Source organism: Pseudomonas sp. G(2018) (assembly GCF_005502415.1).
GTDB lineage: Bacteria > Pseudomonadota > Gammaproteobacteria > Pseudomonadales > Pseudomonadaceae > Aquipseudomonas.
This window is the reverse complement of the sequence record NZ_SCOO01000017.1, coordinates 67,933-94,644: the sequence shown is the minus strand read 5'-3', so window position 1 is coordinate 94,644 and position 26,712 is coordinate 67,933. Positions and strand designations below refer to the sequence as shown.

The window sequence follows — 26,712 nt, the reverse complement described above, 5'->3', positions numbered from 1 at the left end:
ATTAAACGAGAGATACCAACACTAGCACCGCTTCGCAGAAGCGCGAGCTTAATTGTGAAGTTATTTTTTGACAGTTCGAATGCCGGAAGTTCGTCAGAGAACAGATTGAATTTGCAAACGCCCCACAGCGGTGCAATTAATGCCTCACGAGAATAAAAACAAACATAAAGCTTTATTTTTCATATAGTTAAAAAACTAGCAAACTAACTAAAAATACAATTGCCATTACTGGTTAATTGCCATCATACGGAGCGTTTTGCCAATTTTTCTATTGACTGCGACTGACAATCAATTGCCACCTTGATTACTGTTATGCAGACATACAATTCGAACACTTATAAGTTCAAATTTTTTTTATATTAAAATAACAGGCACTTATTACCAAACCAAACTCATTAACCACAGTTGGTTCATCAGCTTAACAGCCACTACTTCAATATCAACCCCACTCATTTACCAACGAATAAAGTTGGTTATATGCACACTATTACTCACAAACTTCCCTTAGGCACCCCCGCAACCAGCGATGCACAGGGTCGGCATCCAGGCGCGGATGCCAGAGCATGGCCACGGTAAATTCCGGCAAGGACAGCGGCAGTGCAAAGCTGTGCATGCCCCATCGCAGGTTGGCGGTGTGGCGTTCCGGCACGCTGGCGATCAGGTCACTGGAGCGGGCGAGCGCCAGCGCGGTGGAAAAACCGGCAACGATGGTCACGATCTGTCGCTGCACACCATGGGCCGCCAGGGCGTCATCGACCGGTCCCTTGTCCAGCCCACGGCGGGACACGCTGATGTGGCTGCCCGCCGCATAGCGCTCAGGTGTGATCTCGCCCTCCTCCAGCGCATGCCCCGCACGCACCACGCCGATAAAACGATCGCGGAACAATCCCTGGGTCCGTAGCTCCGGACTGGCAGCCTTGCCGACGACACCGGTTTCCAGATCGACCGTGCCGTCGCGCAATGACGTGCTGTCCTTGTCGGGTTTGTGCATGAAACGCAGGCGTATGCCCGGCGCTTGTTCCGCGATACGTGCGATCAGTACGGCGCCGAAGTTTTCGACGAAACCTTCGCTGGTGCGCAGGGTAAAAGTGCGCACCACGCCGTTGAGGTCGGGTTGCTCGGCCGGTCGCAGGACCGATTCGGCGTCCTGTACGAGCTGGCCGACCCGCTCACGCAATTCAAGCGCCCGCGGCGTCGGCACCAGGCCGCGCCCGGCCCTGACCAGCAACGGATCGCCGGTGGTTTCCCGCAAGCGCGCCAGCGCCCGGCTCATCGCCGACGGGCTCAGCCTCAAGCGCTTGGCTGCGCGGGCCACGCTGCCCTCTGTCAGCAGGACATCCAGGGTGATCAGCAGGTTGAAATCTGGTGTGGACATGGTTTGCACCGTGGTTTTGTGGAGTGGCGTCTAGTGCATGTATCAAGTGCAACCGGTGCGCCTTCCGCCATGTTAGGTGCGGGCGTAGCTTTGCGGTAGCTCCAATCGGGAGTGGCCAGAAAAGAGGAACAGCATGGACTCTACAACGACCCTTACAGAAAGCGGACAACGGGCACCGTCCGTCAGGTGGGCGTTGGTGAGCCTGTCGTTGTCGATGTTGTTGTCATCCCTGGGCACCAGCATTGCCAATGTCGGTTTGCCGACGCTGGCTCGGGTGTTCGATGCGTCCTTTCAACAGGTGCAGTGGATCGTCCTCGCCTACCTGCTGGCCATCACCACGTTAATCGTCAGCGTCGGTCGCCTCGGTGACCTGACGGGGCGGCGCCGTCTGCTGTTATCCGGAATTAGTGTGTTTACCCTGGCCTCGGCCCTGTGCGGCCTGGCGCCGAACCTTGAACTGTTGATTGGCGCGCGGGGGCTGCAAGGGCTCGGCGCGGCGATCATGATGGCGCTGACCCTTGCATTCGTAGGCGAGACCGTAGCGAAAGAGAAAACCGGCAGCGCCATGGGTTTGCTCGGCACGATGTCGGCCATGGGTACGGCGATGGGACCGTCCCTCGGTGGTGTATTGATCGCCGGATTGGGCTGGCAGGCGATTTTCCTGATCTCGGTGCCGTTGGGCTTGCTGACCCTGCTGCTCGCCTGGCGCTATTTGCCTGCCGATAAACCCAAAACGTCGCGGCGCGCTTTCGATCCGCTGGGCACCCTGCTGCTGGCCCTGACACTCGCCGCCTACGCACTGGCCATGACCCTGGGGCGCGGCCATTTCGGCCCGCTCAACATCGCATTGCTACTGGCGGCTTGCGTGGGCATGGGGTTGTTTGTGTGGGTTGAGAAACGCGTGACTGCGCCGTTGATTCAACTGGCGATGTTCCGTGATCGGCAGCTCAGCGGCAGCCTGGTTATGAGTCTACAGGTGACCACAGTGATGATGGCCACCCTGGTAGTCGGACCGTTCTACCTGTCGCAGACCCTCGGACTAAACGCCGTCGGGGTCGGGCTGGTGCTGTCGGTCGGGCCATTGGTCGCCGCATTCGCCGGGGTACCTGCCGGGCGTATTGCCGACCGCTTCGGCGCCCGGCGCATGACCTTCATCGGGTTGGTTGCCATCGCACTGGGCTGCCTGCTGTTGTCTGCGTTGCCGAGCAGCCTGGGAATCATCGGCTACATCACACCCATGGTGGTGATCACATTGGGTTATGCGGTGTTTCAGACGGCCAATAACACGGCGGTGATGGCTGATGTACAGCCGGAACAGCGGGGAGTGGTGTCGGGGTTGCTCAACCTGTCGCGAAATCTTGGGTTGATCACTGGGGCGGCGGTGTTGGGGGCGGTGTTTGCTTTGGCTTCGGGGACGAGCGTTACCGCGTCCCCGCAAGCGGTTGCCCACGGAATGCGCACGACTTTTGCCGTTGCGCTGGGTCTGATCGGCATTGCTTGCCTTGTAGGAGCGATGCTTGCTCGCGATGGACGTCAACGTTAACGCGTGCTGTCTGAATGCCCGCGTTGTTCTGACACTTTTCGCGAGCAAGCTCGCTCCTGAAAGACAGCGTTTATTACTTGAGGATCAGCAGCGGCGTATCTTTCTTGACGATGTAGGTCGCCAGTTCCGAAGCCTTTTCCTTGCCGATGTTCTTCGCGACATGGGCGGTGCCGGCCGGGATGTACAGGGATTCGCCCGCCTTGAGGATGACGTTTGGCTGACCTTCGAGTTCGTACTCGAACGTTCCTTCAATCACATAGGCCACTTCAACGCCAGGGTGAGAATGTTTCGGCGATACGACGCCCGGTTCGAAATCGACGCGCACCTGAATGACTTCACGGCCTTCTACATCAAGATCGCGGCGCACCAGGTCGGTACGGCTGATACCTGTCTGCCAACTCTTGGCAGGAGCCTGGCCAGCGTTGGCGGCTGGTTTGGTTTCCTGGGCCTGGGACAGGCCGGCGAACGCGGTCAGTGTCGCGGCGACGAATGCAGCGCCGAGCAAGGTGGCGGTTTTGGATTTGTTATTTCGGGACATCGCAGTTCTCCAATGAGCGCGGGGTAAAAAGCGCGCGGGGTGCTTTGTGGGCAGTGCCGTTGTGGGCAGCTCCATTACGCGGTCGCCGTGTATCGCGCTCGTGTCGCGCAGGGCCTGTTTTTGTATGCGCAAGTAGCTGTCGGCAAAGGAGATACGTTCAGATACACAGGCCTGGTTCGTCGCCGGACATTATTTTTGCTTTTCGCTGATACCTTTTTTGCTGTCGTTCGGTGTGTAGGGGAATTCTCATTTTTCCTTTGCATCCACAGGCATGCCGCATGACATCCAGATCGCCGCAGTACCTTTCCAGAGTCCGTCCCGCCCGCCTCCCCTTGAGCGCTTTGAGCCTGGCCATCGCGCTGACCGCCATGGGTCCGGTTCACAGTGCCCTGGCTGCCGACACCACGCAAAGCGCGGCCACGCGCAGCTACGCCATCGGCGCGGGTTCACTGGCCAGTGTGTTGGCGCAATTAGCGGCACAATCGGGGGTGCTGCTGTCGTTCGATGCCAACCTGCTCAATGATCAACAAAGCACCGGTCTGCAAGGCAACTACAGTGTGCAGTCCGGTTTCGCCCGGTTGTTGCAGGGCAGCGGCTTTTCGCTGATCAACACCGGTGCCGACAGCTACACCGTGGCACCGCAGGTCGACAGTAACGCGGCATTGGAGCTGGGCGCGACCACGGTGAACGGCGTGAACACCGCAGCGGCCGATACCTATGCCGGCGGCCAGGTGGCGCGGTCGGCGCGCCTGGGTGTATTGGGCAATCGCGACATCAATGACGTGCCGTTCAGCGTGGTCAGCTACACCGCCAAGACCATCGAGGATCAGCAGGCGCGGACCGTGGGCGATGTGCTGCTCAACGACGCCTCGGTGCGCCAGTCCGCCGGTTTCGGCAACTTCTCACAGGTGTTCTCCATTCGCGGGTTGCCGCTGACCACCGACGACATTTCGTTCAATGGCCTGTACGGCGTGTTGCCACGGCAGATCATCACCACCGAGGCGTTGGAGCGGGTCGAGCTGTTCAAGGGCCCGAACGCCTTCATCAACGGTGTGGCGCCGTCCGGCAGCGGCATTGGCGGCAGCGTCAACCTGGTACCCAAACGCGCCCAGGATCTCCCGACCCGCAGCGTAACCCTCGATTACGCCAGCGACAGCCAGGTCGGCGGGCACATCGACCTCGGTCAGCGCTTTGGCGAAGACAACCGTTTCGGCGCCCGGGTCAACCTCGCCAATCACGGTGGCGACACCGCCGTCGACGACGAATCCGAACACTCACAACTGGTCGCCGTCGGCCTGGATTATCGCGGTGATCGCCTGCGGGTCTCCACCGACCTGGGCTATCAGAAACAGCGCATCAACAATGGTCGTTCCGTGGTCTATCCCAACGGCACCAAGGTCCCGCATGCACCGTCGGCCAAGGACAACTACGCCCAGGACTGGACCTGGTCGGAGCTGGAAGACACTTACGGGATGGTAAACGCTGAGTACGACCTCAACGACAACTGGACCGCTTACGCCGGTGGTGGCGCCAAGCACACCCGGGAAAACGGCCAGTACTCGTCGCTGTATGTCGGCAACGACGGCAGCGGCAAGGTTGGCTTTCTCTATTCGCCCCATGACGAAGACAACAAAAGCGCCATCGCCGGGCTGAACGGCCACTTCACTACCGGCCCGGTCACGCACCAGATGAACTTCGGCTTGTCCGGCACCTGGGGCGAACAGCGCTCGGCGTTCGAAGCGATCCTGGTGGCCAACCGCCCGAACGGCAACCTGTACAACCCGGTGCAAGTGCCGCGCCCGACCAATACCTACTTCGGCAGCGATATCCATGACCCGCGCATCGTCGGCAAAACCCGGGTCAAGAGCGCTGCGGTGTCCGACACCCTGGGCTTCATTGATGATCGCGTGTTGCTGACCCTCGGCGTGCGCCGCCAGACCCTCGAAGCCGATGCGTGGAACACCACCAGCGGCGCGCGCACTGCCAATTACGAAGAGTCGATCACCACGCCGGTCTACGGCCTGGTCATCAAACCGTGGGAGCATGTGTCGTTCTACGCCAACCGCATCGAAGGCCTGCAACAAGGCCCGACCGCGCCGACCACTGGGGTAACCAACTCCGGCGAAGTGTTCGCCCCTAACCGCAGCAAACAGACAGAGGCCGGGGTCAAGCTCGACTGGAACAGTTTCGGCGCGACGCTGGGCGTGTACCGCATAGAGATGCCGAACAGCTCGACCTCGACCGTTGCCGGCGCGCGCCTGCCGACCTTCAGCGTCGACGGCGAGCAAGTGAACAAGGGTGTGGAACTGAACGTGTTCGGCGAACCGCTGGATGGCTTGCGCGTGCTGGCCGGGGCGACGTGGATGGACACCGAACAGAAGAAAACCTCCAACGGCCTCAATGACGGCAATCGTGCCGCCGGCGTGCCGCGCTTCCAATACAATCTGGGCGCGGACTGGGACGTTCCGGGCATTCAGGGTGCAGCGCTCAACGGTCGCCTGTTGCGCACCGGCGGCGAATACGTGAACGCGGCCAACACCCTGAGCATCCCGGCCTGGACCCGCGTCGACCTCGGCGCCCGCTATGGCTTCAAGGCCGACGACAAGTACATCACCCTGCGCGCCAACGTCGAAAACGTGGCGAACAAGGCGTACTGGTCTTCGGCCTCGACGGCCAACAACTACCTGACCCAGGATGAGCCCCGGACGCTGAAACTGTCGGCGACCGTGGACTTTTAAGCGTTATCCCCTCCCTCGCTGCGGCCGGTCACGGGGCATGATCGTTCGCCGGTTCACACGCCCTGACGACGCTTGCGGAACTCGGCAACCTTATGCCGGTTGCCGCACAGCGCCATGCTGCACCAGCGCCGTTTATGGGCTTTGGTGCGGTCATAAAACATCAGCGAACACTCCGCGCTTTCGCATTTACGCACCAGGTTGAAATCGCCTTCGGCCAGCAACTCGGCGGCGGCGTAGGCCAGCCTGCTCAGCTGCTGGCTCATCAAGTCCGGTTGATGGAAGCGATCCAGCTCGGGCGCCCCGGTCCGATCCCAGACCAGCTGCGGCACAGCGCCGAGCAGGAACCTGTTCAGCGCCGCCGGATCCGCCGAACGGTTTTCGCGGCGGGCAACGATCAGGCTTTCGATGCTTTCGCGCAGCGCCCGCAGTTCACCGAGCAAGCGACCGTTGCCAGTTTCCACAGTCAGGCCCAGGCCGATCTGTTCCAGCCATTGGGCGGCCTGCGCGTCGTTCTGCAGAAGGTCGCGTTTTTGCCCTTCGACCATCATCTGCGTGTTCAACAAGTCCAGCGCCGGATGATCGGCCAGGACAAAGGGCGAAGGCAGATCAGGCATTACGTCGGTGGCAGTCATGGATTTCATCCCGGGAATCAATGCAGCAATTGTAACCAATAAAAATAATTTGACCAGTTACAAAAGCCGTGCACAATGAAGCCAAGTAACCCCAATAACTACACTTAATTAGTTACAGGAGTGTCAGCCATGTCATCGCCCCAACATACCCGCGTTGCCTACAAATTCATCGAAGCCGACGGTGTCCGGGTTTTCTATCGCGAAGCCGGCGCGGCGGATGCGCCGGTGTTGCTGCTGTTGCACGGTTTCCCCAGTTCATCCCATCAGTTCCGCGACCTGATCCCGTTGCTGGCAGACAAGTACCGTCTGATTGCGCCGGACCTGCCGGGGTTCGGCTTCACTCAGGTGCCGGCCGAGCGCGAGTACGTTTACACCTTCGACGCCATCGGCAAGACCCTTTCGGCGTTCGTCGACGCGCTCGATCTCAAGCGTTACGCCCTGTACTTCTTCGATTACGGTGCGCCGACGGGTCTGCGACTGGCACTGGCTCACCCGGAGCGGGTCAGCGCGATCATTTCCCAGAACGGCAATGCTTACCTGGAAGGTCTGGGTGAGGCCTGGGCCCCGATCCGCCAGTACTGGGCTGATCCTTCCCGGGAGAATCGCCAGGTGATCAAGGATGCCATCCTGCATCTGGAAGGCACCCGCTGGCAGTACGTGGAAGGCGTGAGCAACCCGGACGCCATCGCGCCCGAGGCGTATTACCTCGATGCCCTGCTGCTGGAGCGTCCGGGGAACAAGGACATCCAACTCGATCTGTTCTATGACTATCAGCACAACCTGAAGCTGTATCCGGCGTTTCAGCAGTTCTTCCGTGATGCCCGGGTGCCGACGTTGGCCATCTGGGGTAAAGGCGATCCGTTTTTCATTCCACCGGGTGCCGAGGCTTTCAAGCGTGACAATCCGAATGCGGTTGTCGAGTTGCTGGACACCGGGCACTTTGCGCTGGAGACCCACGTCGAACACATTGCCCGGCGGATCGTTGAGGTGGTGGGAACGGCAATTGATTGAGTCCAGTCCCTTGTGGGAGCGAGCCGGCTCTGGGCGGCTCGCTCCCACAAGGGGAAAGTGTCAGGCGTTCATTTCAGCGGCGAGCACATTGACCAATGCCGCCGCCGGCATTTCCCGGGCCAGTGGTGCGCCCTGCCCGGCCCATTGCACGGCGAAATCGCTGTTGGCCTTGGCCGCTGCGGCGGCGTTCAGCGCTTTGTTGGCGTCGTAGGCGATCGGATAGTCGGGCAACGCCGGGGCATTGGCCTCGAGGCTGGTGAAATTACGATTGACCATACCCCGGGCAGGACGACCGGAGATAACGCTGGTGACCCGGGTCCGATGCGCGCGCGGGCCTTTCAGGGCTTCGCGATACGCGGCGCTGGCGGAGGATTCGGGGCACAGAATGAACGCCGTGCCCAACTGCGCGGCACCGGCGCCCAGTTGCAGGACGGCCTTGATGCCGGCGCCGTCCATGATGCCGCCCGCCGCGATCACCGGCAGCCGGCAGGCATCGGCCAGCACACGCACCAGGGCGAAGGTACCCATCTCGCTGTCCTGTTGCGGATCGAACACGCCTCGATGTCCTCCGGCTTCGTAACCTTGTGCCACCAGCGCATGCACACCGGCACGTTCTGCCTGTTGCGCTTCAGCCAGGCTGGTCACGGAACACAGCAGGACGATGCCGGCGTCCTTGAGCGCATCGATGGCCGATTGTGGCGGCAAACCGAAATGGAAGCTGACGACGGCGGGTTGTTCTTCCAGCAGCATCTGCAACATGCCTTCGTCTTCAACGAACGAGGTGTAGATCTCTCGCAATGACGTTGGCGCAGCGGCGTCGAATTCTGCAAAAAATGGCGCAAGGAAATTCAGCCATTGGCTTTCGCGCACGCTGTCCTGCACCGCAGGCGCGTGACAGAACAGGTTCACATTGAAGGGCTTGTCCGTCAGTGCAGCCGTCTCGCGCAACATGGCCCGCGCCTGTTCGACGTTGCTCGCGCCGATGCCGATGGAACCGAGCCCGCCGGCGCTGGACACCGCTGCCGCGAGTTTGGGAGTAGAGACGCCCACCATCGGCGACTGGATGATCGGCAGTTCGAAGTTCAGAAGGGACAACAGAGGATTGGACATGTCAGCACCTGAATGTGATGAGTAAAAAAACTAAAGCTCCCCGGTCAGAAACTGCGCCCGACCACGACCGAACGACCAGTCGGCATCAGTGTTTTCTACCAGCGAAACGATCAGATCATCCGGGGACAAATCGCAGTCGGTTTGCAGCCGCTCGGCCAACAAGCGGTAGAACGCAATTTTCTGTGCCTGTGAACGCGGACGGGAAATCACCGTCAGCAACACCACGTTGCCCGAACGGGTGTACCCCAGCCCCGTGTCATGCAATATCAACTCCCCCGGACGGTGCTGGGTGACGCTTTGGTAACGATCACTGGCGGGCACGTCGAAAGCCTCGACCATGGCCTGATGCGTCCCATCCAGCAGGGCCTTGAGTTGTTCGTCGCTGCGACCCTGGATGATGTCGAACTTGAGCAATGGCATGACGATTCACCTCTATAAAAAACCGGGAGCGAGGAGCTCGCCCCCCCGGGAAATACGGAATGCGTGCCAGCCCGCGCCAACACACCCTCCCCACCCGAAAAACGACAATGCTTATTTGGCGGTCGGCATGGCGAACTCGGCGCCCTTGGCAATGCTGTTCGGCCAGCGCTGCATGATCGACTTCTGCCTGGTGTAGAAACGCACGCCCTCTTCGCCATAGGCGTGCATATCACCGAACAGCGAACGCTTCCAGCCACCGAACCCGTGCCACGCCATCGGCACCGGAATCGGCACGTTGATGCCGACCATGCCCACCTGGATGCGGCTGGCGAACTCCCGGGCGATGTGGCCATCGCGGGTGTAGCACGCGGTGCCGTTGCCGAACTCATGGGCGTTGACCAGATCGACCGCCTCGGCAAAATCCTTGACCCGCATGCACGCCAGCACCGGACCGAAGATTTCCTCCTTATAGATCTTCATTTCGGGGGTGACGTGATCGAACACCGTGCCACCGAGCCAGAAGCCCTCGGCGCAACCCGCGCCTGCCTGCGAGCCGTCAAAGCCACGGCCGTCGACCAGCAGCTCGGCGCCTTCGGCGATGCCTTGTTCGATGTAACCGGTGATGCGCTGGTGGGCCACTTGCGAAACGATCGGGCCCATCTCGGCGGCCAGGTTCATGCCCTCGAGGATCTTCAGTGTACGGGTACGCTCCACCAGTTTCGGCATCACCTTGTCGGCGACATCACCGACGAACACCGCCACCGAAATCGCCATGCAACGCTCGCCGGCGGAACCGAAAGCCGCGCCGATCAACGCGTCGACCACCTGATCGATATCAGCGTCGGGCATCACCACCATGTGGTTCTTCGCCCCGCCCAGTGCCTGCACGCGCTTGCCGTAGCGGGCACCGGTCTCGTAGATGTAGTTGGCAATCGGCGTCGAACCGACAAAGCTCACAGCCTGGACTTGCGGGTGATCAAGCAGCGCATCCACCGCTTCCTTGTCGCCCTGCACTACGTTGAATACGCCGTCGGGCAACCCGGCTTCCTTGAACAATTCGGCGATCAGCAGCGAGGGCGACGGATCGATCGGGCTCGGCTTGAGGACGAAGGTATTACCGCAGGCGATGGCCACCGGGAACATCCACATCGGCACCATCACCGGGAAGTTGAACGGCGTGATGCCGGCCACCACACCCAGGGCCTGGCGCAGGGTCCAGTTGTCGATATTGGTCGAGACCTGCTCGGTGTAGTCACCCTTGAGCAGTTGCGGAATGCCGCAGGCGAACTCGACCACTTCGATACCGCGGGTCACTTCGCCCTGGGCATCGGTGAACACCTTGCCGTGTTCGCGGGTGATCATCTGCGCCAGGGTGTCGCGGTGTTCGTTGAGCAGCGCCAGGAACTTGAACAGGATGCGCGCGCGGCGCAGTGGCGGCGTCGCCGACCAGGCCGGGAACGCGGCCGCGGCCGACTGCACCGCCGCGTCGACTTCAAAGACATTGGCCAACGCCACCTTGCCGGTGACCGCACCGGTGGCCGGGTTGGTGACGTTCTGCGCGCGACCGGAATTGCCCGGTGTCGCGCGGCCGTGAATGTAGTGTGCGATGTCTGCTGGCTGGTTGCTCATGGCGGGTGTCCCCTGGTGGTGGATAAGAGCCATCTCTTTTTGTTTTCGGAAAAGTGCCAGGCGGATGTGGATGCGTCTGGCAGAGCCAAGGTAGGTCGGACGCTGGATCATGTAAAATGATGATTAATGAACTTATGGATCATAAATCATGAACTAGCGTTTTGCGGTGCCTGATAGCGGTCGCTTGGGAACTTCAAGGGAGAGATCAGGTCGATAGGAGCGCCTTCATCCGTGAGCGCCGGGCAATGGAAGCCTGTGTAGTGACAGTGCCATCCTGAACCAGCCGAGTCCGTCCCTGATGCCAACCAAGAGTGTTCTGCCCGGTCTCCTCCTGGCGTTGTACGCTGCCATGTCGCCTGGCTCGTTCGCAGCCGAGCGAAAAGCCACCACCCAAAGCAACAACGCATCAACCACCCTGATTGAATCCGCCTCGCAGCAGTATGCCGATGGTCACCTGGACCAGGCCGCTGCCACGCTGGAGCGTGCGCTGCATATCCAGCCGAACAATCCCGCGACCCTGCATTACCTCGGTGTGTTGCGTCTTCAGCAGGGACAGTACCAGCAGGCTGAAGCGCTGGCGGCGCGCTCCAACATACGGGTTGGCAACAACATCGCGTTGCGCAATCGCAACCTCCAATTGATCCAGGCCGCGCAGACGGCCCAAGGGTCAAACAGCCCACCCATTGCCGACGAGCGCCTTGTTGCAGTACAGGAAGGGTTGGAAGAGGAGGTTAAAAGACGCCGTGAAGCAGAAGTAGCCCAAGAGCGTTTGCAAATGGCCTCCGTTAACCCGGAGCCCGCGCATGAGGTTGAGATTCCCCGCGGCCATTGGCCGCCTCCAGGTAAATGTCGAATCTGGTTCCCTGATCGCCCGCCCGGGCATCAACCCGCCCCCCGCAAATGCAAGAAGCTGCGGGATCGGGTTCCGTTCGGCGCCTACTTGATACAAGGTTGAAGCGCAATCAGGAAACGTCTGTAGCGCGCTTTTGAAGATACTTCGCCCGCTCGGACAGGCGTCGCTTCCAGTCCTCCGCCAAGCCAGGGATTGCCGCCAGCGCCCGCAGGTCATCGATCAGCGGCCGGTGCGACAACTGCACCTGCCAGAACTGGTCGATGGAAAACCGTTCGGTGTGCCGCTCCAGCAGTTCGATCCGGTCTCCCGCTTGCAGGAATCCCGGCTGAACAACGCGGTAATACCAACCGGTGATGCGCTCCTTGGCGACGAACATCGACATGTGCTCGGCATCAAATCGGTGGTTGATCTTCCAGCACGGGCTGCGCGGCTGGGACACCTGCAACACCGTGCTGCCGACCTGGAACACATCGCCGATATGCACGTTGAATTCAGATAAACCAACCGCCGAAATGTTCTCGCCCAGGCTACCCGCCACCAGTTGCGGGGCGCTGTCGGCAAAGGCCTGTGCCAGGCGCGCGTAGTTCTGCGCCGCGTACTGATGCACCGCCTTTTCCGGACCGCCGTACACCCGCGTGTCGCCGTGCTGGTCACCGACAATCCCGTGCAGTGCCACGCGGACGGGGCCTTCGTGGCGCTGCTTGAAGATGCCCGTGCGTTGCCCCTCGGGTTGCAACACCCCCAGGCCGCCGGCGAAGACGTGATCGATTTTCGTAGTCAGTGTCATCAGTCGAACGGCGCTCATTATTCGGTTTTGGCCACTTTACTAACCCCTGTCGACAGCCGTAAAGTGATCGTTAAACATATCCATAATCACTTTTAGAGATGGATGGTGACGATCATGGAAATGCGCCAACTGAAGATTTTCTGCGCCGTGGCCGAGCTGGGCAGCTTCACCGCCGCGGCGTTGCAGGTAAACACGGTGCAGTCCAACGTGACCATGCGCGTGAAAGAGCTGGAAGCCGAACTCAATCGCGAGCTGTTCATCCGCAAGAAGTCCGGGGTCGTGCTGACATCGGCAGGCGAAACCTTTCTCGGTTATGCGCGGCGCATCCTGCAGCTGACCGACGAGAGCCGCAGCGCCTTGATGGACACCGGCAGCCCGACGGGTCTGCTGCGGCTGGGCTCGATGGAAACCACCGCCGCCATCCGCTTGCCGCAAGTGCTGACCAAGTACCGCGAGCAATATCCCGAAGTGCAGTTGTCGTTGCTGACCGGCACCACGGTCGAGTTGATCAAGGCGATTGAGGCCCACCGACTGGACGGCGCATTCGTGGGTGGCTTCCACCAGAATTCGGCACTGGCCCAGGAAGAAGTGTTTTCCGAAGAACTGGTGCTGGTGAGCAGTAACCAGTTCGAATCGCTGCCGGCGCTGATGGACAAGATGCCTCAGCAAACGGTGTTGGTGTTCCGCACAGGCTGCTTCTATCGCTCGACCCTGGAGAACTGGTTCTACCAGGTCGGGCTGGTGCCTAATCAGATCATGGAACTGGGTACCCTCGACGGCATCCTGTCGTGCGTCGCGGCGGGCATGGGCGTGACCCTGTTACCCAAGGCCATCGCGGAAAACTGCAGCGTGCGCCATGCCATTCGCTGGCACACGCTGCCGCCGGAATTCGCCAACGTCTCGACCGTGTTCATCCGTCGCAACGACTCGATGATCACCTCGGCGATGAGTGCGTTCATCGGATTGGCGCAGCAGCAGATTGCGCGGCCGGCGGTGGCTTGAACTACACCGGCAACCCCTGTGCGAGCCTGCTCGCGAAGACGGCATTCCAACCCCAGAGAATGTGGAGGATGTACCGGCCTCTTCGCGGGCAAGCCCGCTCCCACAGGGATTCGGTACATCCGCCAAGTCGCGTCTTTTGATTACACGGTGTATCAACAGAAATTCCGGGCGAGCGGTATATCTTCGCGCCACAGCTTTTTACAGTGATCGATCCACTCCGTTCCCTTACGCCAAGAGTGATCCTTCATGCCCCACGACTTGACCCATCTTGATGCCGCACTGGCCGCCTACCCCCGGGCGACATTGCTCGAAGGCCCGACACCCATCCAGAAACTCTCCCGACTCAGTCGGCTGCCGGAAATGAACGGCTGCAACCTCTACGTCAAACGCGACGACCTGACCGGTCTCGGCGGCGGCGGCAACAAACTGCGCAAGCTCGAGTTCCTGCTGGGCGAAGCACTGGCCGAGGGCGCCGATACCCTGGTGACCTGGGGCGGTCTGCAATCAAACCACGCCCGCCTGACCGCCGCCGTCGCGGCTCGCCAGGGTCTGGCTTGCGAGCTGATCCTGACCCCATCCGCCGTGCGCGGCGATGACGACTTTTGCTACAACGGCAACGTCATACTGGACGCGCTTTTCGGCGCAAAAATCCATCGCCTTGCCAAAGGCGTCGCACCTGACATCCTCGCCGCCGAATTGGTGGAAAAGCTCAAGGCCCAAGGAAAAAAATCCTTCGTCATGCCATTGGGCGGCTCCAGCCCCCGCGGCAGTCTGGGCTATGCCGCCTGCGCCGGCGAAATCCTGCGCCAGGCCGATGATCTCGGCATTCAGTTCGACCAGATCATCGTTCCCAACGGTAGCGCCGGAACTCACTCGGGACTGCTGGCCGGTGTCACGCTGGCCCAGGCCTCCACGAAAATCGTCGGCTATTCGGTGCTGGCCACCGAAGAACAAGCATCGGCGTTAACCCTGGAAAAAACCCGGCAGGTGTTGCAACTCCTCGCCCCCGCCACCTCGCTGGCCGACAGCGCAATCAACGTCGATGGCAGCCAACGCGGCGAAGCCTACGGCGCGCCCACCGAAGCGATGCTTGAAGCGGTGCACCTGCTGGCTTCCCATGAGGGTCTGCTCACCGACCCGGTCTACGGCGGCAAGGCGTTCGCCGGTTTGTTGGCCGCCGTGCGCCGGGGCGACTACCCGGTGGGCAGCCATGTGTTGTTTGTGATGACGGGTGGGTTGCCTGGGCTTTTTGCCTATCGCAGTGCTTTCGACTGACCGTTTTTTTCAGGCATAAAAAAACCTCCCCGGTTACAAACCTGGGGAGGTTGGATTGACGCAAGACAATCAGTTCTTGGCTTTGGCCATGTTGGTGAACAGCTCGGTCGGTACTTTCTTGCCGTTGGAGGTGAACTGGTTGGTGCGGAATTTGTAGACCTCGCCTTCGGAGAGGAAACCGTCTTTGTTGGTGTCCATCGCCTTGAACTCTTCACCGCCCTTCGGCGCCACGGTCAGTAGTTCTTTCAGGGAAACGCGGCCGTCGTCGTCGGTGTCGGTACGGGCGAAGGAAGCGTCGCCGCATTTGCCTTCACCGCACTTGCCTTCACCGGCCTTGGTCACTTTGGCACCGGCTTCATCGGCCCCGCATTTGCCTTCGCCACACTTGCCTTCACCGGCCTTGGTCGCCTTGGCTTCATCGGCGCCGCACTTGCCTTCGCCACACTTGCCTTCACTGGTCTTCTCCGCGGCGGCGAGTTGGTAGCCTTGTGGCAGTGCGTCGGCGGCGAAAGCGGTCGAAGCGAGGTTCATGCTGCCGGCCAGTGCAACTGCGATCAGGCCAATGCGGGATTTATTCGACATACGGGACATGGTTGTTACTCCGGATACAGTGTGCGGCCAGGCCGCTAAGGGTCATGCCACAAGGGCAATAAGCCGTGGTGCGAGGGCGTTTGCTTTCTCGCTGAGGCAGGGCTATTTGACTGCACACGTGTATCCCGGATGTATCCGGATCGAGGGGCATTTGTAAGCCAGTCTCCGAACACGGGGTTGGGATACACAGCGATACATATGCCCTGCTTTTTAATCCTGGCGAGCTGATTGCGAACGTTGCGCGGCTTGAAATGCAGTACCCTATGTCGTCGAGGTAGGTGACTATTTCAGGATGAACAGATCCCCTTCCACGTCCGCATCGCCATGTTTACGACTCTGTGCCGCGGCATCGTAGAGGATCAGCAGAACCTCCCCAGGCTGCGTCCCCGATTCGAACAGACACATGCCCTCGGCATGATCGTTGCCTTGTCCAAAAGGCACCTCCAGCACCGCTTCCATTTGATCGGCAAAGACCACACTTTCCTCCTTGGGCACGAAACCGCCGTGCCAACGGAAGACTGTCACCGGACCGTCCAGCTCCATGGTGGGACCCGCCATGATCAATAGATCGTCGCCGCTCGTGCACAAATCACGCACCCCCAGGCCGTTTAGCGCGAAGAAGTGCTTGCGGTAGCGGCGCCCGCCTGGGCCAATCTTCTTGAGGATCAGCGTGTCAGTCGAGCCATCATCCAGTTCGGGCTCGATCTCCAATAGCACAGCCCAGCCGCGAAGGACCGGTCCTCGCAGCCCCAGCAAAAGGCGCGAGCCGATCACCACCAAACCTTCAATATCGAAACCGTTGTCTTTACCCGGGATACTCAGGAAATGGCGAAGCTGATCATCTTCAGCAATTTCCGCAGTCAGGTCGTTACCGACCTTACTGCCATTTAGCTGCGCCGCCGAACGCCCGTCGGCGTCCACCTTCCTGGCGAGTGTAAAACCATCGTTCTGCTGTACCACCGGGATGCGGGCCAGTAAAAAGCGGTTGCCGTCCGCCTCTACCGCCGATAGCCGCTGGATATTCTTCTGCGCAGGCCTGTCGGCCTCAGCCTTCTTTCGCTTCAGGCTATGGGAGCCCACCACCCAGAGGTAACCACTGTCGTCGTAGGCCAATCCCTCGATATCGACCTCGGCGTCTTGCTTCGTGATGGGGAGGTCGAGGTAATCCATGAGCGGGAATGATTGGTGCTCATTGCACGTCACCCCTTCGCCGGGTGCAGCGTCCTGGATTTTCAGGCGTTCCAGGTTTGTGGTTTCGTCGTTGGCCACCCAAAGTGTGTCGCCAATCTGCTGAGCGACCGAAAGGCCATCGCGCAACGGCCCGGACGCAGGATCAAATTTCAGCAACGCAGCATTGTTTCGCTCGCTCATGAGCGCTCTCCTGTCATCATGGCGTAGTGCGCCGATTATTCAGAGCCGGATTTCCCGCAACTTATTCGTCCAATGCTTGCGATCGAGGCTAGTGGCTGGCCGACGATAATCAACGCCTTCCGCTAGTATGTTTTCTCACAGTTGATAGAGCGCAGGGGAATAACCTGAGCGTGCCGGGTGGTTGCTGCTCTGTTGTGCGGGGCATGAGTAGCTATGCTTGATCTGTTACCAGACGCTGGCAGCCACATCGTGAACGGAGGTGTTTGAAATGCAACTCATCACGTTGAAAATCGATAAGCCGGAAGTGACGAACTTCATTTTTGGTCAGACGCATTTCATCAAATCCGTCGAGGACATCCATGAAGCGCTGGTCAATGCGGTGCCAGGTATCCAGTTTGGCGTGGCGTTCTGTGAAGCTTCCGGCAAATGCCTGGTGCGATGGTCCGGCACTGATACCTCAATGATTGAGCTGGCACAGAAGAATGCGCAGGCCATCGCCGCCGGTCATAGTTTCATCATTTTCCTGGGCGACGGCTTTTATCCGCTGAACGTGCTGAACACCGTCAAAGCGGTTCCAGAGGTATGCCGTATTTTTTGTGCCACAGCCAATCCAACTGAAGTGATTCTGGCCGAGACGGAACAAGGGCGAGCCATCCTGGGCGTCGTGGATGGCTTCTGTGCCAAAGACATTGAAGGCGACGAAGACATCCTGTGGCGCAAGAACCTGCTGCGGCAGATCGGCTACAAATTGTGAATGGCAAAACGGACCGGGTTCACGCCAGCAGCTCGGTAATCCACCGGGCCTGGCGGGCAACGTCCTGTACCTTCTCTTCGGGAACGGCCTGCCGTGCCTTGGCGAAGCTGGTCAGGGTCTTCTGTTTCTGACGCAGCCTGCGCTGCCACTTGAGCAGGAACGCCGGGCTGCGGGCCTGCATCTGCAGCGGGCCAAAGTACAGCTCCTTGTCGGTGTAGATCACCGGCCCATCGCGCTCGGCGACGATGATTTCGTAGTCGAAGCGGTCTTCGCGCAGCACGTCCTCGCAGAGGATTCGGTAGTCATTTTCCATCAGCCATTGGCGCAGTGGCTGCTCGCCGCCGTTTGGCTGCAGAATCAGGCGCTCGTGACCACTCAGGCGTGCCTTGCCGCTGTCGAGGATGTCGCGGATCGTCTCGCCGCCCATGCCGCAGAGGCTGATCGCCGTGATCCCGTCTCCCGGCTCGATGGCCGCCAGGCCATTGGCCAGGCGCACGGTGATCCGCTGGTCCAGACCGTTCTCGCACACAGTGCGTTCAGCCGCGTGAAACGGGGTTAATGCCACCTCGCCGGCCACCGCCACCTCAATGACGCCACGGCGCATCAACGCCACCGGCAGGTAGCCATGATCCGAGCCGATATCGGCCAGGCGCGAACCTGCCGGTACATGCGCCGCCACGCGTTCCAGGCGCATGGACAATGTCTGTTGGTTCAACTGCAGCCCCTTTTCACCACGAACGTCCGGCACCTTTGGTCGGATAAGGGCGTGATTCTGTCGAGCATCGCCGTGCATTTCAAATTTATGCGACCAGAGCCACGGGGCCTCCCGTGCCCACAGAGCATTTAGCCACTATTGGCCACCCAAAAAACTCGCGAGATTTTCATGAACAACCGAGGAATATCGAATGTCCCAGTCGTTAGTGGCGCTTTCAAAAAGCTGATGTCAAGGCTATGCCCAATAGGGGGAGGACTTCTGATGGTTAGGTCGCAGGCTGTGGATGCTCCCGTACAAACCTTGCTGCTCGACCGCAATGACTGGGTGCCCAACAACCCTCGCTTGCCGGTACTCATTTACATCAAGGCCATTGCCGTTCAACAAAGTGACCCGGCGGCTGTGTTCGAAAATATCTTCAGCGCTAATGGCTGGCCGCCGCAATGGCGGTATGGCGTTCACGACTACCACCACTATCACACCCAGGGCCATGAAGTGCTGGGTATTGCCAGCGGCTTCGCGCGCCTGATGCTGGGGGGCCCGCAGGGTCGGGTGTTGGAAGTCAGCGCCGGCGATGTCTTGCTGTTACCTGCGGGCATCGCTCACTGCAATACAGAGTCCAGCGATGACTTTCTGGTGGTGGGTGCATACCCGCCGGGCCAGCACGCCGACATCTGTCGCGATGCGCCGACTCAGGAACAACTGGCGAGTATTCTCGAACTGCCGTTTCCCGAGCGGGATCCGGTTCAGGGTGTGCATGGGGCGATCAGCCGATATTGGCTTTGAGTTTTGCCCGAGCGGGCGGGTCTGGACAGAGGCGCAAACCATCAAGCGTTCAGTCGTCCCAGAAGACCGCTACCCAGCGAAAGGCCTCACCGTCGACTTTCACCCGACCGACCGAGGGAAATGGCAAGTGCGTGGCGACAAACAGCTCGCCGCTCACCGCCGCTTCTTGCATAAGGCGCCGCTCTCCGATTGCCTGGGTCAAAACCTGATGCGAAAGCCGCTCCCTCTGTGCGAAGCGACGAATCGCGTTGGGATCCAGTCTGCGTCGCGAGGCACTGCCGCCGATACCATACGGGGGTATAGCGCGCTTGCGCTTTAGGGTGATCATTCCCAACAAAAGGTATGAGCGTTCGACGAGACGAGGCGAATAGCCGGTGTTATCCCACGCGTGAAAGCCGAAAGAAGCGGACGGGGATCTGGTTTATGATGCAATCCGAAACATTCAAGCATGTACAAGCCGGGCAGGAAATCATGAATCGTCAAAAGAAAATAAAGCAGCTATTAAAGGCGCACGCTAAAAAGGCCAGTGCCAAATTGGCACCGAAGAACAAGCCTAAATACATCAGCAAAGCCGACCGATTGAAACTGGCGGCTGAAGCCAGTCCCGACTCGACCATTCCCACTGAGAGCTGATCCTTTCAGTAAGTCCTGTCCCGCACCGCCCGTCTGACCTCAGCCTGTATGGCATAGGCCGGCGCCTCCACAGCGTCGAAATCCTGTGTGTAGCGCTGGGCAAATCCTTCTACCCCCCACTCCTGAAACTGCTGCACATGCTTGAGTTCGTGAGCCCAGAGCGCGATGTCCTGTTCTGCGCTTTGAGCGTCCCGGAACAGGATAATGTCGATCAGCGTCACGGCACCGACATCGGGGTTTTGCAGCATGGCGGTGGCTGCGGTGAATTGGCCGTTGTCGCTGACTTTATAGTGCGCGGCATCGAGGACGCTGGGGGCGTACCAATGCAACAGTTGCTCCCGGATATGCGGTGGAATGGGTTGCAGGCCGACGGCGGCGGCTTCGGCACGCGCCTGGGTCAGCCACAACGCCAGGGCAGGCGCCGCGATCTGGTAAATGCCATCAGGCACGGTGCCGAGCAGCGGTCCCAGGTCTGGCAGGCAAATGCAGCTATCCAGGCACACCTCTCTCTCGCCAGCCGGACAGCCGCTGGCCTGGGCTGGCACTTCAAGTGCCAGGCAAAGAACAGACAGCGCCACCAGGCGCGTGGTGATAGGCAGCATTGGGCGCTCCAGGGATGGATGTAGTGCACAGCGGGCCGGAATAAATGGGCGACCTGCGTCGATTCAGCGTAGTCCCGAAGTGCAAATGGTAGTAAAAGCCATCGGGTTGAATCGTGCAGAGGTCACCAGATTCCCGAAAAGCGATTTCTCCATCTTGGGCTACTGTCACAACAGAGTTGGGCGACAGGTAATCCGAGGCAGGAAGACAGCATGCTTTATTTTCAGGAAATGCTAGGCATTGCCGTGTTCTCGATAACCGGTGTACTGGCTATTCAAAAAGCCGATGTTGATTTGTTCGGGGCTGTGGTGCTTGGCATCATCACCGCTATCGGTGGCGGCACCCTGCGAGATCTGTTGTTGGATCTGCCGATCTTTTGGATTGCCGACTTCAACTACATCTGGGCTGCGTTGGTTGCCGCGCTGCTGGCGTTTTTCCTGACCCAACGCTTGCAAAAACGTTACCGCCTGCTGCTCTATCTCGATGGTCTGGCCGCTGCGTTGTTTGGGCTGGCGGCTACGGAGAAAGTACTGGCATTGCACCAATCCGCGCCTTTGGCGGTGATGATGGGAGTACTCACCAGCATTGGAGGCGGTATAGCACGCGATGTCCTGGCTGGAAGAGTTTCGCTGTTGATGTCGCGTGAGATCTACGCCACGCCGATCTTGTTGGGATGCACCCTCTACGTTGCGCTACGTGACCTGTTCCCGTCGATCTGGGTCGCCGGATGGATCGCTTTGATTTTCACCTTTGGTCTGAGGTTTTTGGCCATCTACCTGCATCTTCAAATGCCAGCGATTTTCTCTACGAAGCAGGGATAATTCTCTCTGTTGCAGCCCTCAGTGAAACGGCGATCTGGCCATGTGCTAACGTTCGCGCGTCATTACCTGAAAGGCATACGCCGATGTCCATTGCTGACAACCTCCTCGCCTTTACCCTCGCCGCCACTCTGCTGACGCTCACACCCGGGCTTGATACCGCTTTGGTATTGAGAACGGCAACGGTAGAAGGCAAGCAACAGGCGTTCCGCGCCGCACTGGGTATCAATGCCGGCTGCCTATTGTGGGGGGCTGCGGTCGCGTTTGGCCTGGGTGCCTTGATTGCGGTATCGGAGTTAGCGTACAGCCTGTTGAAGTACTGCGGCGCCGCTTACCTGGCATGGCTCGGATTGAACATGCTGCTGCGTCCACGCAGCTCATTGTCGCCCCTTGAGGCAGATGGAACGCCAAAGGCAAACTGGTTCTTGAAGGGCATGATGGGGAACGTCCTCAATCCCAAGATCGGGATTTTCTACGTTTCCTTTCTACCGCAGTTCATCCCCCAGGGACACAACCTGATTGCCTGGACATTTGGCCTGGTCAGTATTCACGTGGTACTCGGCCTGATGTGGTCTACGACGTTGATTGGCGCCACTCAACCACTTGCCAGCGTTCTGCGGCGCGGGAAAGTGATCAAGTGGATGGATCGCACGACAGGCCTGGTATTTGTTCTGTTCGCGGCTCGGTTGGCCTTTAGCAAGCGTTAGGACGGCATCATCCGATTTGCCGTGATTGACTCTTTTCCTGATTTGATTTCTTGCTTTGAGGGTCACGGTTCAATCCTGATGCGTGAACCTTTGTCTGGCGATGTGGGCCGCGCAGCGAGCTCAAAAATAGCCCTGCTGCGCAGTCCAGCGGGAGCAAGCTCCCTCGCCACAAAAGCTCTGCGTAACGGCGACTCTATGGTGGGTCAGCCTGATCCAGCCCACTCGACATCATTTGATGGCCACGACCTTGTTGCCACCGCTATCCCACCCTCCTCCCAACGCTTTGTAGATCGCGACGATGCCGCGGTACTGGTCGATTTCACCCTGCGCCTGTGCATCCTCGGCGTTCAAGCGTTCGCGCTCGGCATCGAGCAATACCAGATAGTCGACGGAGCCTTCCTTGTACTGGATCCCCGCCAGATCCGCCGCCGCCCTGCTCGACTCGCTTTGTTTGATCAACGACAGCAAGCGCTGCTGGCGTTTTCCGTAGTCACTGAACGCGTTTTCCGATTCCTCCAGCGCCAGCAGCACTTGCTGTTCATAGGTGGCCAAGGCGCCTTCGGCGTCGGCGTCCGCGCCGCGAATGCGTGCTCGCACGCTGCCCAGATCGAAGGCGGCCCAGGTAATGCTCGGGCCCAGGCTCCAGGCTCTGGCGGCGGCGGAGCCGATTTGTGAACCGCGCCCGGCGGTGAAGCCGAGGAAGCCGCTCAAGCTGACCCGAGGGAACAGGTCGGCGGTGGCCACGCCGACGTCCGCTGTCGCGGCGGCGAGCCGGCGTTCGGCCGCCAGTACATCGGGGCGGCGGCGCAGCAGTTCGGCGGGATCGCCGATGGGCAGTGACTTGGCGATGGCTGGCAAATCTTTCGGGCTCAAGGACACGCTCAACTGGTCCGGACGCTCACCGAGCAAGGTCGCGATGCGGTTTTTCTGCCGCACCTGTTCCGCTTGCAGTTGCGGCACGCTGGCTTCGACGGCGGCCAGGCGTGCGTCGGCGCGTACCACATCGAGTTCATTACCGACGCCAGCATCGCGCAGGCTGACCGTGACGCTGCGTGAGTCGTTCTGATTCTTCAGGTTGGCCAGGGCGATTTTTTCCCGCAGTTGCGCACCGCGCAGTTGCCCGTAAGCATCGACCAGTTCGGCAATCATGGTCACCCGCAGTTGATTCAGGTCCGCCGCTGCCGCGTCTTCCCGGGCATCGCTCGACTCAAGCGCCCGCTGGATGCGTCCGAACAGGTCGACTTCCCAGGCCATGTCCAGGCCCAGATCGTAGCGCTCGGTGTTCACCCGGCTTTCGGTCTGGCCCGGTACCTGTGATTTACCTTGCAGGCTGCTGACACGACTGGTGACCACCGGCAGGTTGTCGTTGCTGATGTCGTCGCGAATCGCCCGGGCCGCTTTCCAGCGGGCAAAGGCCACGCGCAGGTCTCGGTTGCCTTCCAGGGATTTGCTCACCAACTGGTTCAGCGTGGGGTCGTCGAACTGTTGCCACCACACCGTTTCGAATCGCGACTGATCGTAGTTGGCGGCTTTGGCATAAACGCTGTTGGCCGGCGGAGTATCAGGGGTCTTGTAGTCCGGCCCCACCGTGCAGGCGGCCAGCGCGGTCACCAGGAGGCTGGGCAGAAAAAGCTTTAGAGCATTCATGGTTGCACCTCCAGGTTCAGCGCGTGGGCTTGCTTTTTAGCTTTCTTGCGTTCGATGTAGCGGCGAATCAGGACGAAGAACACCGGTGTCAGCAGCAGGCCGAAGAAAGTCACGCCGAGCATGCCGGAGAACACCGCCACACCCATGGCCCGACGCATTTCCGAACCGGCACCGGTGGAAGTCACCAGCGGGATCACGCCCATGATGAAAGCGAACGAGGTCATCAGGATCGGCCGCAGACGCATGCGGCAAGCGTCCAGTACGGCGTCCAGCGGCGACAGGCCCTGGTCCTGTCTGTCCTTGGCGAACTCGACGATCAGGATCGCGTTCTTGCACGCCAGGCCCACCAGCACGATCAGACCGATCTGGGTGAAGATGTTGTTGTCGCCTTGGGAAATGATCACCCCGGCAATCGCTGAAAGCAGGGTCATGGGGACGATCAGGATCACCGCCAGCGGCAGGCTCCAGCTTTCGTACAACGCCGCCAGGACCAGGAAGGCCAGCAGCACGCAGAGCGGGAATACCAGCAGTGCGGTGTTGCCGGACAAAATCTGCTGGTAGGTCAGGTCGGTCCACTCGTAGGTCATGCCGTTGGGCAGTTCCTCTTTCAGCAGTTTTTCGATGGCCGCCTGGGCCTGGCCGGAGCTGTAGCCGGGCGCCGCGCTGCCGTTGATTTCAGCGGTGAGGAAACCGTTGTAGTGCGAGACCCGGTCGGGACCCGAGGTCGGAGTGACCTTGACGAAGGTCGCCAGTGGGATCATCTCGCCGCGATCGTTGCGCACCTTCAACTGGCCAATCTGCTCCGGCTCCTGGCGGAACTGTTGCTCGGCCTGCACGTTGACCTGGTAGGTCCGGCCAAAACGGTTGAAGTCATTGGCATACAGCGAGCCCAGGTACACCTGCAAGGTGTCGAAGATGTCGTTGATTTTCACGCCGTGGGTCTTGGCTTTTTCCCGGTCAATGGCGGCTTCGACTTGCGGCACGTTGACGGTGTAGCTGGTGAACACCCTGGCCAGCTCCGGCACATTGCGGCTCTTGGTAATGATGTTCATGGTCTCTTTGTACAGCTCGTCGTAGCCCAGGTTGCCACGGTCCTCGATCTGCAGGCGGAAGCCGCCGATGGTGCCCAGGCCCTGGACCGGCGGTGGCGGGAACACCGCCGTGTAGGCGTCCTGGATCTCGCCGAATTTGGCATTGAGCGAGGCGGAAATCGCCCCGGCGGACAGGCTCGGGTCCTTGCGCTCATCGAACGGACGCAGACCGATGAACGCGATGCCGGCATTCGGGCTGTTGGTGAAGCCGTTGATCGACAGCCCCGGGAACGCCACGGCGCTGTCAAAGCCCGGTTCGTTCATGGCGATGGTGCTCATGCGCCGGATCACCGACTCAGTGCGATCCAGGCTCGCCGCATCCGGCAGTTGCGCGAAGGTCACCAGGTACTTCTTGTCCTGGGTCGGCACAAAACCGGTCGGTGTGGTGCTGAAGCCCATGTAGGTCAGGGCGATCAGGCCGGCATAGATCAGCAAGGCGACGCTGCTGCCGCGCACGATCTTGCCCACGCCCACCACGTAGCCATGGCTGGCTTTTTCGAAGGCACGGTTGAAAGGCCTGAACAACCAGCCGCCGAGCATCCGGTCCAGCACTTTGGAGAAGCGGTCTTTCGGCGCGCCATGGCCCTTGAGCAACACCGCCGCCAGTGCCGGCGACAGGGTCAGCGAGTTGAAGGCCGAGATCACCGTCGAGATGGCGATGGTCAGGGCGAACTGCTTGTAGAACTGACCGGTGAGCCCGGAAATGAACGCCGCCGGTACGAACACCGCGCACAGCACCAGCGCGGTGGCGATGATCGGCCCCGTCACCTCGCCCATGGCTTTCTTGGTGGCCTCGACCGGTCCCAACCCGGATTCGATGTTTCGTTCGACGTTCTCCACCACCACGATCGCATCGTCGACCACGATGCCGATGGCCAGTACCAGGCCGAACAATGACAGCGCGTTGAGCGAGAAACCCAGCAGGTGCATCACGGCAAAGGTACCGATCAGCGACACCGGCACCGCCACCAACGGAATGATCGAGGCGCGCCAGGTTTGCAGGAACAGGATTACCACCAGCACTACGAGGATCAGAGCTTCGAACAGTGTGTGCACCACCGCTTCAATCGAGCTGCGCACGAAGATGGTCGGGTCGTAGACGATCTCGTAGTCCATGCCTTCCGGGAAGTTTTTCTTCAGCTCAGCCATCTTCGCCCGCACCTGGTCGGAGACGTCGATGGCATTGGCACCCGGCCGCTGGAAGATCGGCATCGCCACCGCTTCCTGGTTGTTGAGCATGGCGCGCAAGGCGTACTGGTTGGAACCCAGTTCGATCCGGGCAATGTCCTTCAAGCGAGTGATTTCGCCGTCCGGGCCACTGCGGATGATCACGTTCTCAAACTCTTCTTCAGTGACCAGCCGCCCCTGGGAGTTGATCGACATCTGGAAGCTGGTGGCATTCGGCGCAGGGGGCGAACCCAGTTGCCCGGCGGCGACCTGACGATTCTGTTCGCGCACCGCGTTGACCACGTCGGTGGCGGTGAGATTGCGCGAGGCGGTTTTGTCCGGGTCCAGCCAGATACGCAGCGAGTAGTCGCCGATACCGAACATCTTCACGGTCCCGATACCTTCCAGACGCGCCAGCTCATCCTTGACGTTGAGGATCGCGTAGTTCGACAGGTAGAGCATGTCGTAGCGCTTGTCCGGCGAAACCAGGTGCACCAGCAGGGTCAATTCCGGCGATGCCTTGTCGACGATGATGCCGATGCGCGTCACTTCTTCCGGCAACTTGGGCTCGGTGCGGGTCACGCGGTTTTGCACCTGGACCTGGGCGTTATCCAGATCGGTGCCCAGGGCGAAGGTCACGGTGAGGGTCAAACGACCATCCGCTGTCGATTGCGAAGACATGTACAGCATGTTTTCGACACCGGTGATGGCCTGCTCCAGCGGCGCGGCCACGGTTTCACCGATGACCTTGGGGTTGGCCCCCGGATAGTTGGCTTGCACCACCACGGTCGGCGGTACCACTTCGGGGTATTCGCTGATCGGCAACTGGAACAGGGAGATGGCGCCGGCGATCAGGATCAGCAGCGACAGCACCGCGGCGAAGATCGGCCGGGTGATAAAGAACTGGGAAAATTTCATGTCG

24 protein-coding genes and 1 pseudogene are annotated in these 26,712 nt (G+C 60.2%); 11 read left to right on the top strand and 14 right to left on the bottom strand.

The genetic code is table 11. The annotated features are described in order from the left end of the window. Positions 1–487: 487 nt before the first annotated feature. Positions 488–1,375: a LysR family transcriptional regulator gene (locus tag FFS64_RS17635; RefSeq protein ID WP_137806452.1), complete on the bottom strand. Its 888-nt coding sequence runs from the start codon at positions 1,373–1,375 to the stop codon at positions 488–490. Between the two features lie 133 nt (positions 1,376–1,508). On the opposite strand from FFS64_RS17635, the gene FFS64_RS17630 reads away from it, so the two are divergent. Beyond that, positions 1,509–2,918: an MFS transporter gene (locus FFS64_RS17630; protein WP_137806451.1), complete on the top strand. Its 1,410-nt coding sequence runs from the start codon at positions 1,509–1,511 to the stop codon at positions 2,916–2,918. A gap of 73 nt (positions 2,919–2,991) precedes the next feature. Here the strand turns inward: FFS64_RS17630 and FFS64_RS17625 are convergent, their stop codons facing one another. Further along, complete coding sequence (locus tag FFS64_RS17625; RefSeq protein ID WP_095195116.1) at positions 2,992–3,456, bottom strand: cupin domain-containing protein; 465 nt, start codon at positions 3,454–3,456, stop codon at positions 2,992–2,994. A 278-nt stretch (positions 3,457–3,734) separates the two neighbouring features. Here FFS64_RS17625 and FFS64_RS17620 point away from each other — a divergent pair, with 278 nt between their 5' ends. Further along, a complete protein-coding gene (locus FFS64_RS17620; protein ID WP_137806450.1) occupies positions 3,735–6,194 on the top strand; it encodes a TonB-dependent receptor in 2,460 nt (819 codons plus the stop codon). Positions 6,195–6,247: 53 nt separating this feature from the next. Here the strand turns inward: FFS64_RS17620 and FFS64_RS17615 are convergent, their stop codons facing one another. After that, positions 6,248–6,826: an ABATE domain-containing protein gene (locus FFS64_RS17615; protein ID WP_137806449.1), complete on the bottom strand. Its 579-nt coding sequence runs from the start codon at positions 6,824–6,826 to the stop codon at positions 6,248–6,250. Positions 6,827–6,955: 129 nt separating this feature from the next. Here FFS64_RS17615 and FFS64_RS17610 point away from each other — a divergent pair, with 129 nt between their 5' ends. Next, the gene (locus FFS64_RS17610) at positions 6,956–7,837 is read left to right on the top strand and encodes an alpha/beta fold hydrolase (RefSeq protein WP_137806448.1); all 882 of its coding nucleotides are present in this window, start codon (positions 6,956–6,958) and stop codon (positions 7,835–7,837) included. A 60-nt stretch (positions 7,838–7,897) separates the two neighbouring features. Here the strand turns inward: FFS64_RS17610 and FFS64_RS17605 are convergent, their stop codons facing one another. From FFS64_RS17605 to FFS64_RS17595, 3 genes are all read right to left on the bottom strand, one after another. Then, on the bottom strand, positions 7,898–8,947 hold the full coding sequence (locus FFS64_RS17605) for a nitronate monooxygenase family protein (RefSeq protein ID WP_137806447.1): 1,050 nt from the start codon (positions 8,945–8,947) through the stop codon (positions 7,898–7,900). Positions 8,948–8,977: 30 nt separating this feature from the next. Further along, the gene (locus FFS64_RS17600; protein WP_137806446.1) at positions 8,978–9,367 is read right to left on the bottom strand and encodes a tautomerase family protein; all 390 of its coding nucleotides are present in this window, start codon (positions 9,365–9,367) and stop codon (positions 8,978–8,980) included. Positions 9,368–9,478: 111 nt separating this feature from the next. Continuing rightward, positions 9,479–10,996: a CoA-acylating methylmalonate-semialdehyde dehydrogenase gene (locus FFS64_RS17595; RefSeq protein WP_137806445.1), complete on the bottom strand. Its 1,518-nt coding sequence runs from the start codon at positions 10,994–10,996 to the stop codon at positions 9,479–9,481. A 298-nt stretch (positions 10,997–11,294) separates the two neighbouring features. Between FFS64_RS17595 and FFS64_RS17590 the strand changes: the two genes are divergently transcribed. Then, the gene (locus FFS64_RS17590; RefSeq protein WP_137806444.1) at positions 11,295–11,951 is read left to right on the top strand and encodes a tetratricopeptide repeat protein; all 657 of its coding nucleotides are present in this window, start codon (positions 11,295–11,297) and stop codon (positions 11,949–11,951) included. A gap of 7 nt (positions 11,952–11,958) precedes the next feature. Here the strand turns inward: FFS64_RS17590 and FFS64_RS17585 are convergent, their stop codons facing one another. Next, a complete protein-coding gene (locus FFS64_RS17585) occupies positions 11,959–12,636 on the bottom strand; it encodes an MOSC domain-containing protein (protein ID WP_137806443.1) in 678 nt (225 codons plus the stop codon). A gap of 114 nt (positions 12,637–12,750) precedes the next feature. Between FFS64_RS17585 and FFS64_RS17580 the strand changes: the two genes are divergently transcribed. Next, positions 12,751–13,638, top strand: coding sequence for a LysR family transcriptional regulator (locus tag FFS64_RS17580; protein WP_137806442.1), 888 nt, complete (start codon positions 12,751–12,753; stop codon positions 13,636–13,638). A 246-nt stretch (positions 13,639–13,884) separates the two neighbouring features. Next, on the top strand, positions 13,885–14,913 hold the full coding sequence (locus FFS64_RS17575) for a D-cysteine desulfhydrase family protein (protein WP_137806441.1): 1,029 nt from the start codon (positions 13,885–13,887) through the stop codon (positions 14,911–14,913). A gap of 69 nt (positions 14,914–14,982) precedes the next feature. Here the strand turns inward: FFS64_RS17575 and FFS64_RS17570 are convergent, their stop codons facing one another. After that, entirely contained in the window at positions 14,983–15,504 is a 522-nt protein-coding gene (locus FFS64_RS17570) for a hypothetical protein (RefSeq protein WP_137806440.1), read from the bottom strand. A 282-nt stretch (positions 15,505–15,786) separates the two neighbouring features. Then, positions 15,787–16,875, bottom strand: coding sequence for a DUF3616 domain-containing protein (locus FFS64_RS17565; RefSeq protein ID WP_137806439.1), 1,089 nt, complete (start codon positions 16,873–16,875; stop codon positions 15,787–15,789). 268 nt (positions 16,876–17,143) lie between these two features. On the opposite strand from FFS64_RS17565, the gene FFS64_RS17560 reads away from it, so the two are divergent. Beyond that, positions 17,144–17,629: an adenosine-specific kinase gene (locus FFS64_RS17560; protein ID WP_137806438.1), complete on the top strand. Its 486-nt coding sequence runs from the start codon at positions 17,144–17,146 to the stop codon at positions 17,627–17,629. A gap of 19 nt (positions 17,630–17,648) precedes the next feature. Here FFS64_RS17560 and FFS64_RS17555 read toward each other — a convergent pair whose 3' ends face one another. Next, complete coding sequence (locus tag FFS64_RS17555) at positions 17,649–18,344, bottom strand: tRNA (adenine(22)-N(1))-methyltransferase TrmK (RefSeq protein ID WP_305955740.1); 696 nt, start codon at positions 18,342–18,344, stop codon at positions 17,649–17,651. A 261-nt stretch (positions 18,345–18,605) separates the two neighbouring features. Here FFS64_RS17555 and FFS64_RS17550 point away from each other — a divergent pair, with 261 nt between their 5' ends. After that, a complete protein-coding gene (locus FFS64_RS17550) occupies positions 18,606–19,127 on the top strand; it encodes a cupin (protein WP_137806436.1) in 522 nt (173 codons plus the stop codon). A gap of 49 nt (positions 19,128–19,176) precedes the next feature. On the opposite strand, the pseudogene FFS64_RS17545 reads toward FFS64_RS17550, so the two are convergent. Next, positions 19,177–19,305, bottom strand: a pseudogene (locus FFS64_RS17545) (MBL fold metallo-hydrolase); the annotation flags it as partial. 293 nt (positions 19,306–19,598) lie between these two features. Between FFS64_RS17545 and FFS64_RS17540 the strand changes: the two are divergent. After that, a complete protein-coding gene (locus tag FFS64_RS17540; RefSeq protein WP_137806473.1) occupies positions 19,599–19,760 on the top strand; it encodes a DUF2986 domain-containing protein in 162 nt (53 codons plus the stop codon). Between the two features lie 5 nt (positions 19,761–19,765). Here FFS64_RS17540 and FFS64_RS17535 read toward each other — a convergent pair whose 3' ends face one another. Next, complete coding sequence (locus FFS64_RS17535) at positions 19,766–20,362, bottom strand: DUF4157 domain-containing protein (RefSeq protein ID WP_137806435.1); 597 nt, start codon at positions 20,360–20,362, stop codon at positions 19,766–19,768. A 210-nt stretch (positions 20,363–20,572) separates the two neighbouring features. Between FFS64_RS17535 and FFS64_RS17530 the strand changes: the two genes are divergently transcribed. Together FFS64_RS17530 and FFS64_RS17525 are read left to right on the top strand one after the other, a co-directional pair. Next, positions 20,573–21,181, top strand: coding sequence for a trimeric intracellular cation channel family protein (locus FFS64_RS17530; protein WP_137806434.1), 609 nt, complete (start codon positions 20,573–20,575; stop codon positions 21,179–21,181). 83 nt (positions 21,182–21,264) lie between these two features. Next, positions 21,265–21,885, top strand: a complete 621-nt coding sequence (locus FFS64_RS17525; RefSeq protein WP_137806433.1) for a LysE family translocator — start codon at positions 21,265–21,267, stop codon at positions 21,883–21,885. A gap of 228 nt (positions 21,886–22,113) precedes the next feature. Here FFS64_RS17525 and FFS64_RS17520 read toward each other — a convergent pair whose 3' ends face one another. Both FFS64_RS17520 and FFS64_RS17515 read right to left on the bottom strand, forming a co-directional pair. Continuing rightward, positions 22,114–23,532, bottom strand: coding sequence for an efflux transporter outer membrane subunit (locus tag FFS64_RS17520; RefSeq protein WP_137806432.1), 1,419 nt, complete (start codon positions 23,530–23,532; stop codon positions 22,114–22,116). After that, complete coding sequence (locus FFS64_RS17515; RefSeq protein WP_137806431.1) at positions 23,529–26,708, bottom strand: efflux RND transporter permease subunit; 3,180 nt, start codon at positions 26,706–26,708, stop codon at positions 23,529–23,531. Before FFS64_RS17515 ends, FFS64_RS17520 begins: the two co-directional genes overlap by 4 nt. Positions 26,709–26,712 lie beyond the last annotated feature (4 nt).

Coding starts and splice junctions, on each gene's coding strand:
- FFS64_RS17635 (WP_137806452.1), bottom strand. CDS start 1,375: ATGTCCACACCAGATTTCAACCTGCTGATCACCCTGGATGTCCTGCTG.
- FFS64_RS17630 (WP_137806451.1), top strand. CDS start 1,509: ATGGACTCTACAACGACCCTTACAGAAAGCGGACAACGGGCACCGTCC.
- FFS64_RS17625 (WP_095195116.1), bottom strand. CDS start 3,456: ATGTCCCGAAATAACAAATCCAAAACCGCCACCTTGCTCGGCGCTGCA.
- FFS64_RS17620 (WP_137806450.1), top strand. CDS start 3,735: ATGACATCCAGATCGCCGCAGTACCTTTCCAGAGTCCGTCCCGCCCGC.
- FFS64_RS17615 (WP_137806449.1), bottom strand. CDS start 6,826: ATGACTGCCACCGACGTAATGCCTGATCTGCCTTCGCCCTTTGTCCTG.
- FFS64_RS17610 (WP_137806448.1), top strand. CDS start 6,956: ATGTCATCGCCCCAACATACCCGCGTTGCCTACAAATTCATCGAAGCC.
- FFS64_RS17605 (WP_137806447.1), bottom strand. CDS start 8,947: ATGTCCAATCCTCTGTTGTCCCTTCTGAACTTCGAACTGCCGATCATC.
- FFS64_RS17600 (WP_137806446.1), bottom strand. CDS start 9,367: ATGCCATTGCTCAAGTTCGACATCATCCAGGGTCGCAGCGACGAACAA.
- FFS64_RS17595 (WP_137806445.1), bottom strand. CDS start 10,996: ATGAGCAACCAGCCAGCAGACATCGCACACTACATTCACGGCCGCGCG.
- FFS64_RS17590 (WP_137806444.1), top strand. CDS start 11,295: ATGCCAACCAAGAGTGTTCTGCCCGGTCTCCTCCTGGCGTTGTACGCT.
- FFS64_RS17585 (WP_137806443.1), bottom strand. CDS start 12,636: ATGACACTGACTACGAAAATCGATCACGTCTTCGCCGGCGGCCTGGGG.
- FFS64_RS17580 (WP_137806442.1), top strand. CDS start 12,751: ATGGAAATGCGCCAACTGAAGATTTTCTGCGCCGTGGCCGAGCTGGGC.
- FFS64_RS17575 (WP_137806441.1), top strand. CDS start 13,885: ATGCCCCACGACTTGACCCATCTTGATGCCGCACTGGCCGCCTACCCC.
- FFS64_RS17570 (WP_137806440.1), bottom strand. CDS start 15,504: ATGTCCCGTATGTCGAATAAATCCCGCATTGGCCTGATCGCAGTTGCA.
- FFS64_RS17565 (WP_137806439.1), bottom strand. CDS start 16,875: ATGAGCGAGCGAAACAATGCTGCGTTGCTGAAATTTGATCCTGCGTCC.
- FFS64_RS17560 (WP_137806438.1), top strand. CDS start 17,144: ATGCAACTCATCACGTTGAAAATCGATAAGCCGGAAGTGACGAACTTC.
- FFS64_RS17550 (WP_137806436.1), top strand. CDS start 18,606: ATGGTTAGGTCGCAGGCTGTGGATGCTCCCGTACAAACCTTGCTGCTC.
- FFS64_RS17540 (WP_137806473.1), top strand. CDS start 19,599: ATGAATCGTCAAAAGAAAATAAAGCAGCTATTAAAGGCGCACGCTAAA.
- FFS64_RS17535 (WP_137806435.1), bottom strand. CDS start 20,362: ATGCTGCCTATCACCACGCGCCTGGTGGCGCTGTCTGTTCTTTGCCTG.
- FFS64_RS17530 (WP_137806434.1), top strand. CDS start 20,573: ATGCTTTATTTTCAGGAAATGCTAGGCATTGCCGTGTTCTCGATAACC.
- FFS64_RS17525 (WP_137806433.1), top strand. CDS start 21,265: ATGTCCATTGCTGACAACCTCCTCGCCTTTACCCTCGCCGCCACTCTG.
- FFS64_RS17520 (WP_137806432.1), bottom strand. CDS start 23,532: ATGAATGCTCTAAAGCTTTTTCTGCCCAGCCTCCTGGTGACCGCGCTG.
- FFS64_RS17515 (WP_137806431.1), bottom strand. CDS start 26,708: ATGAAATTTTCCCAGTTCTTTATCACCCGGCCGATCTTCGCCGCGGTG.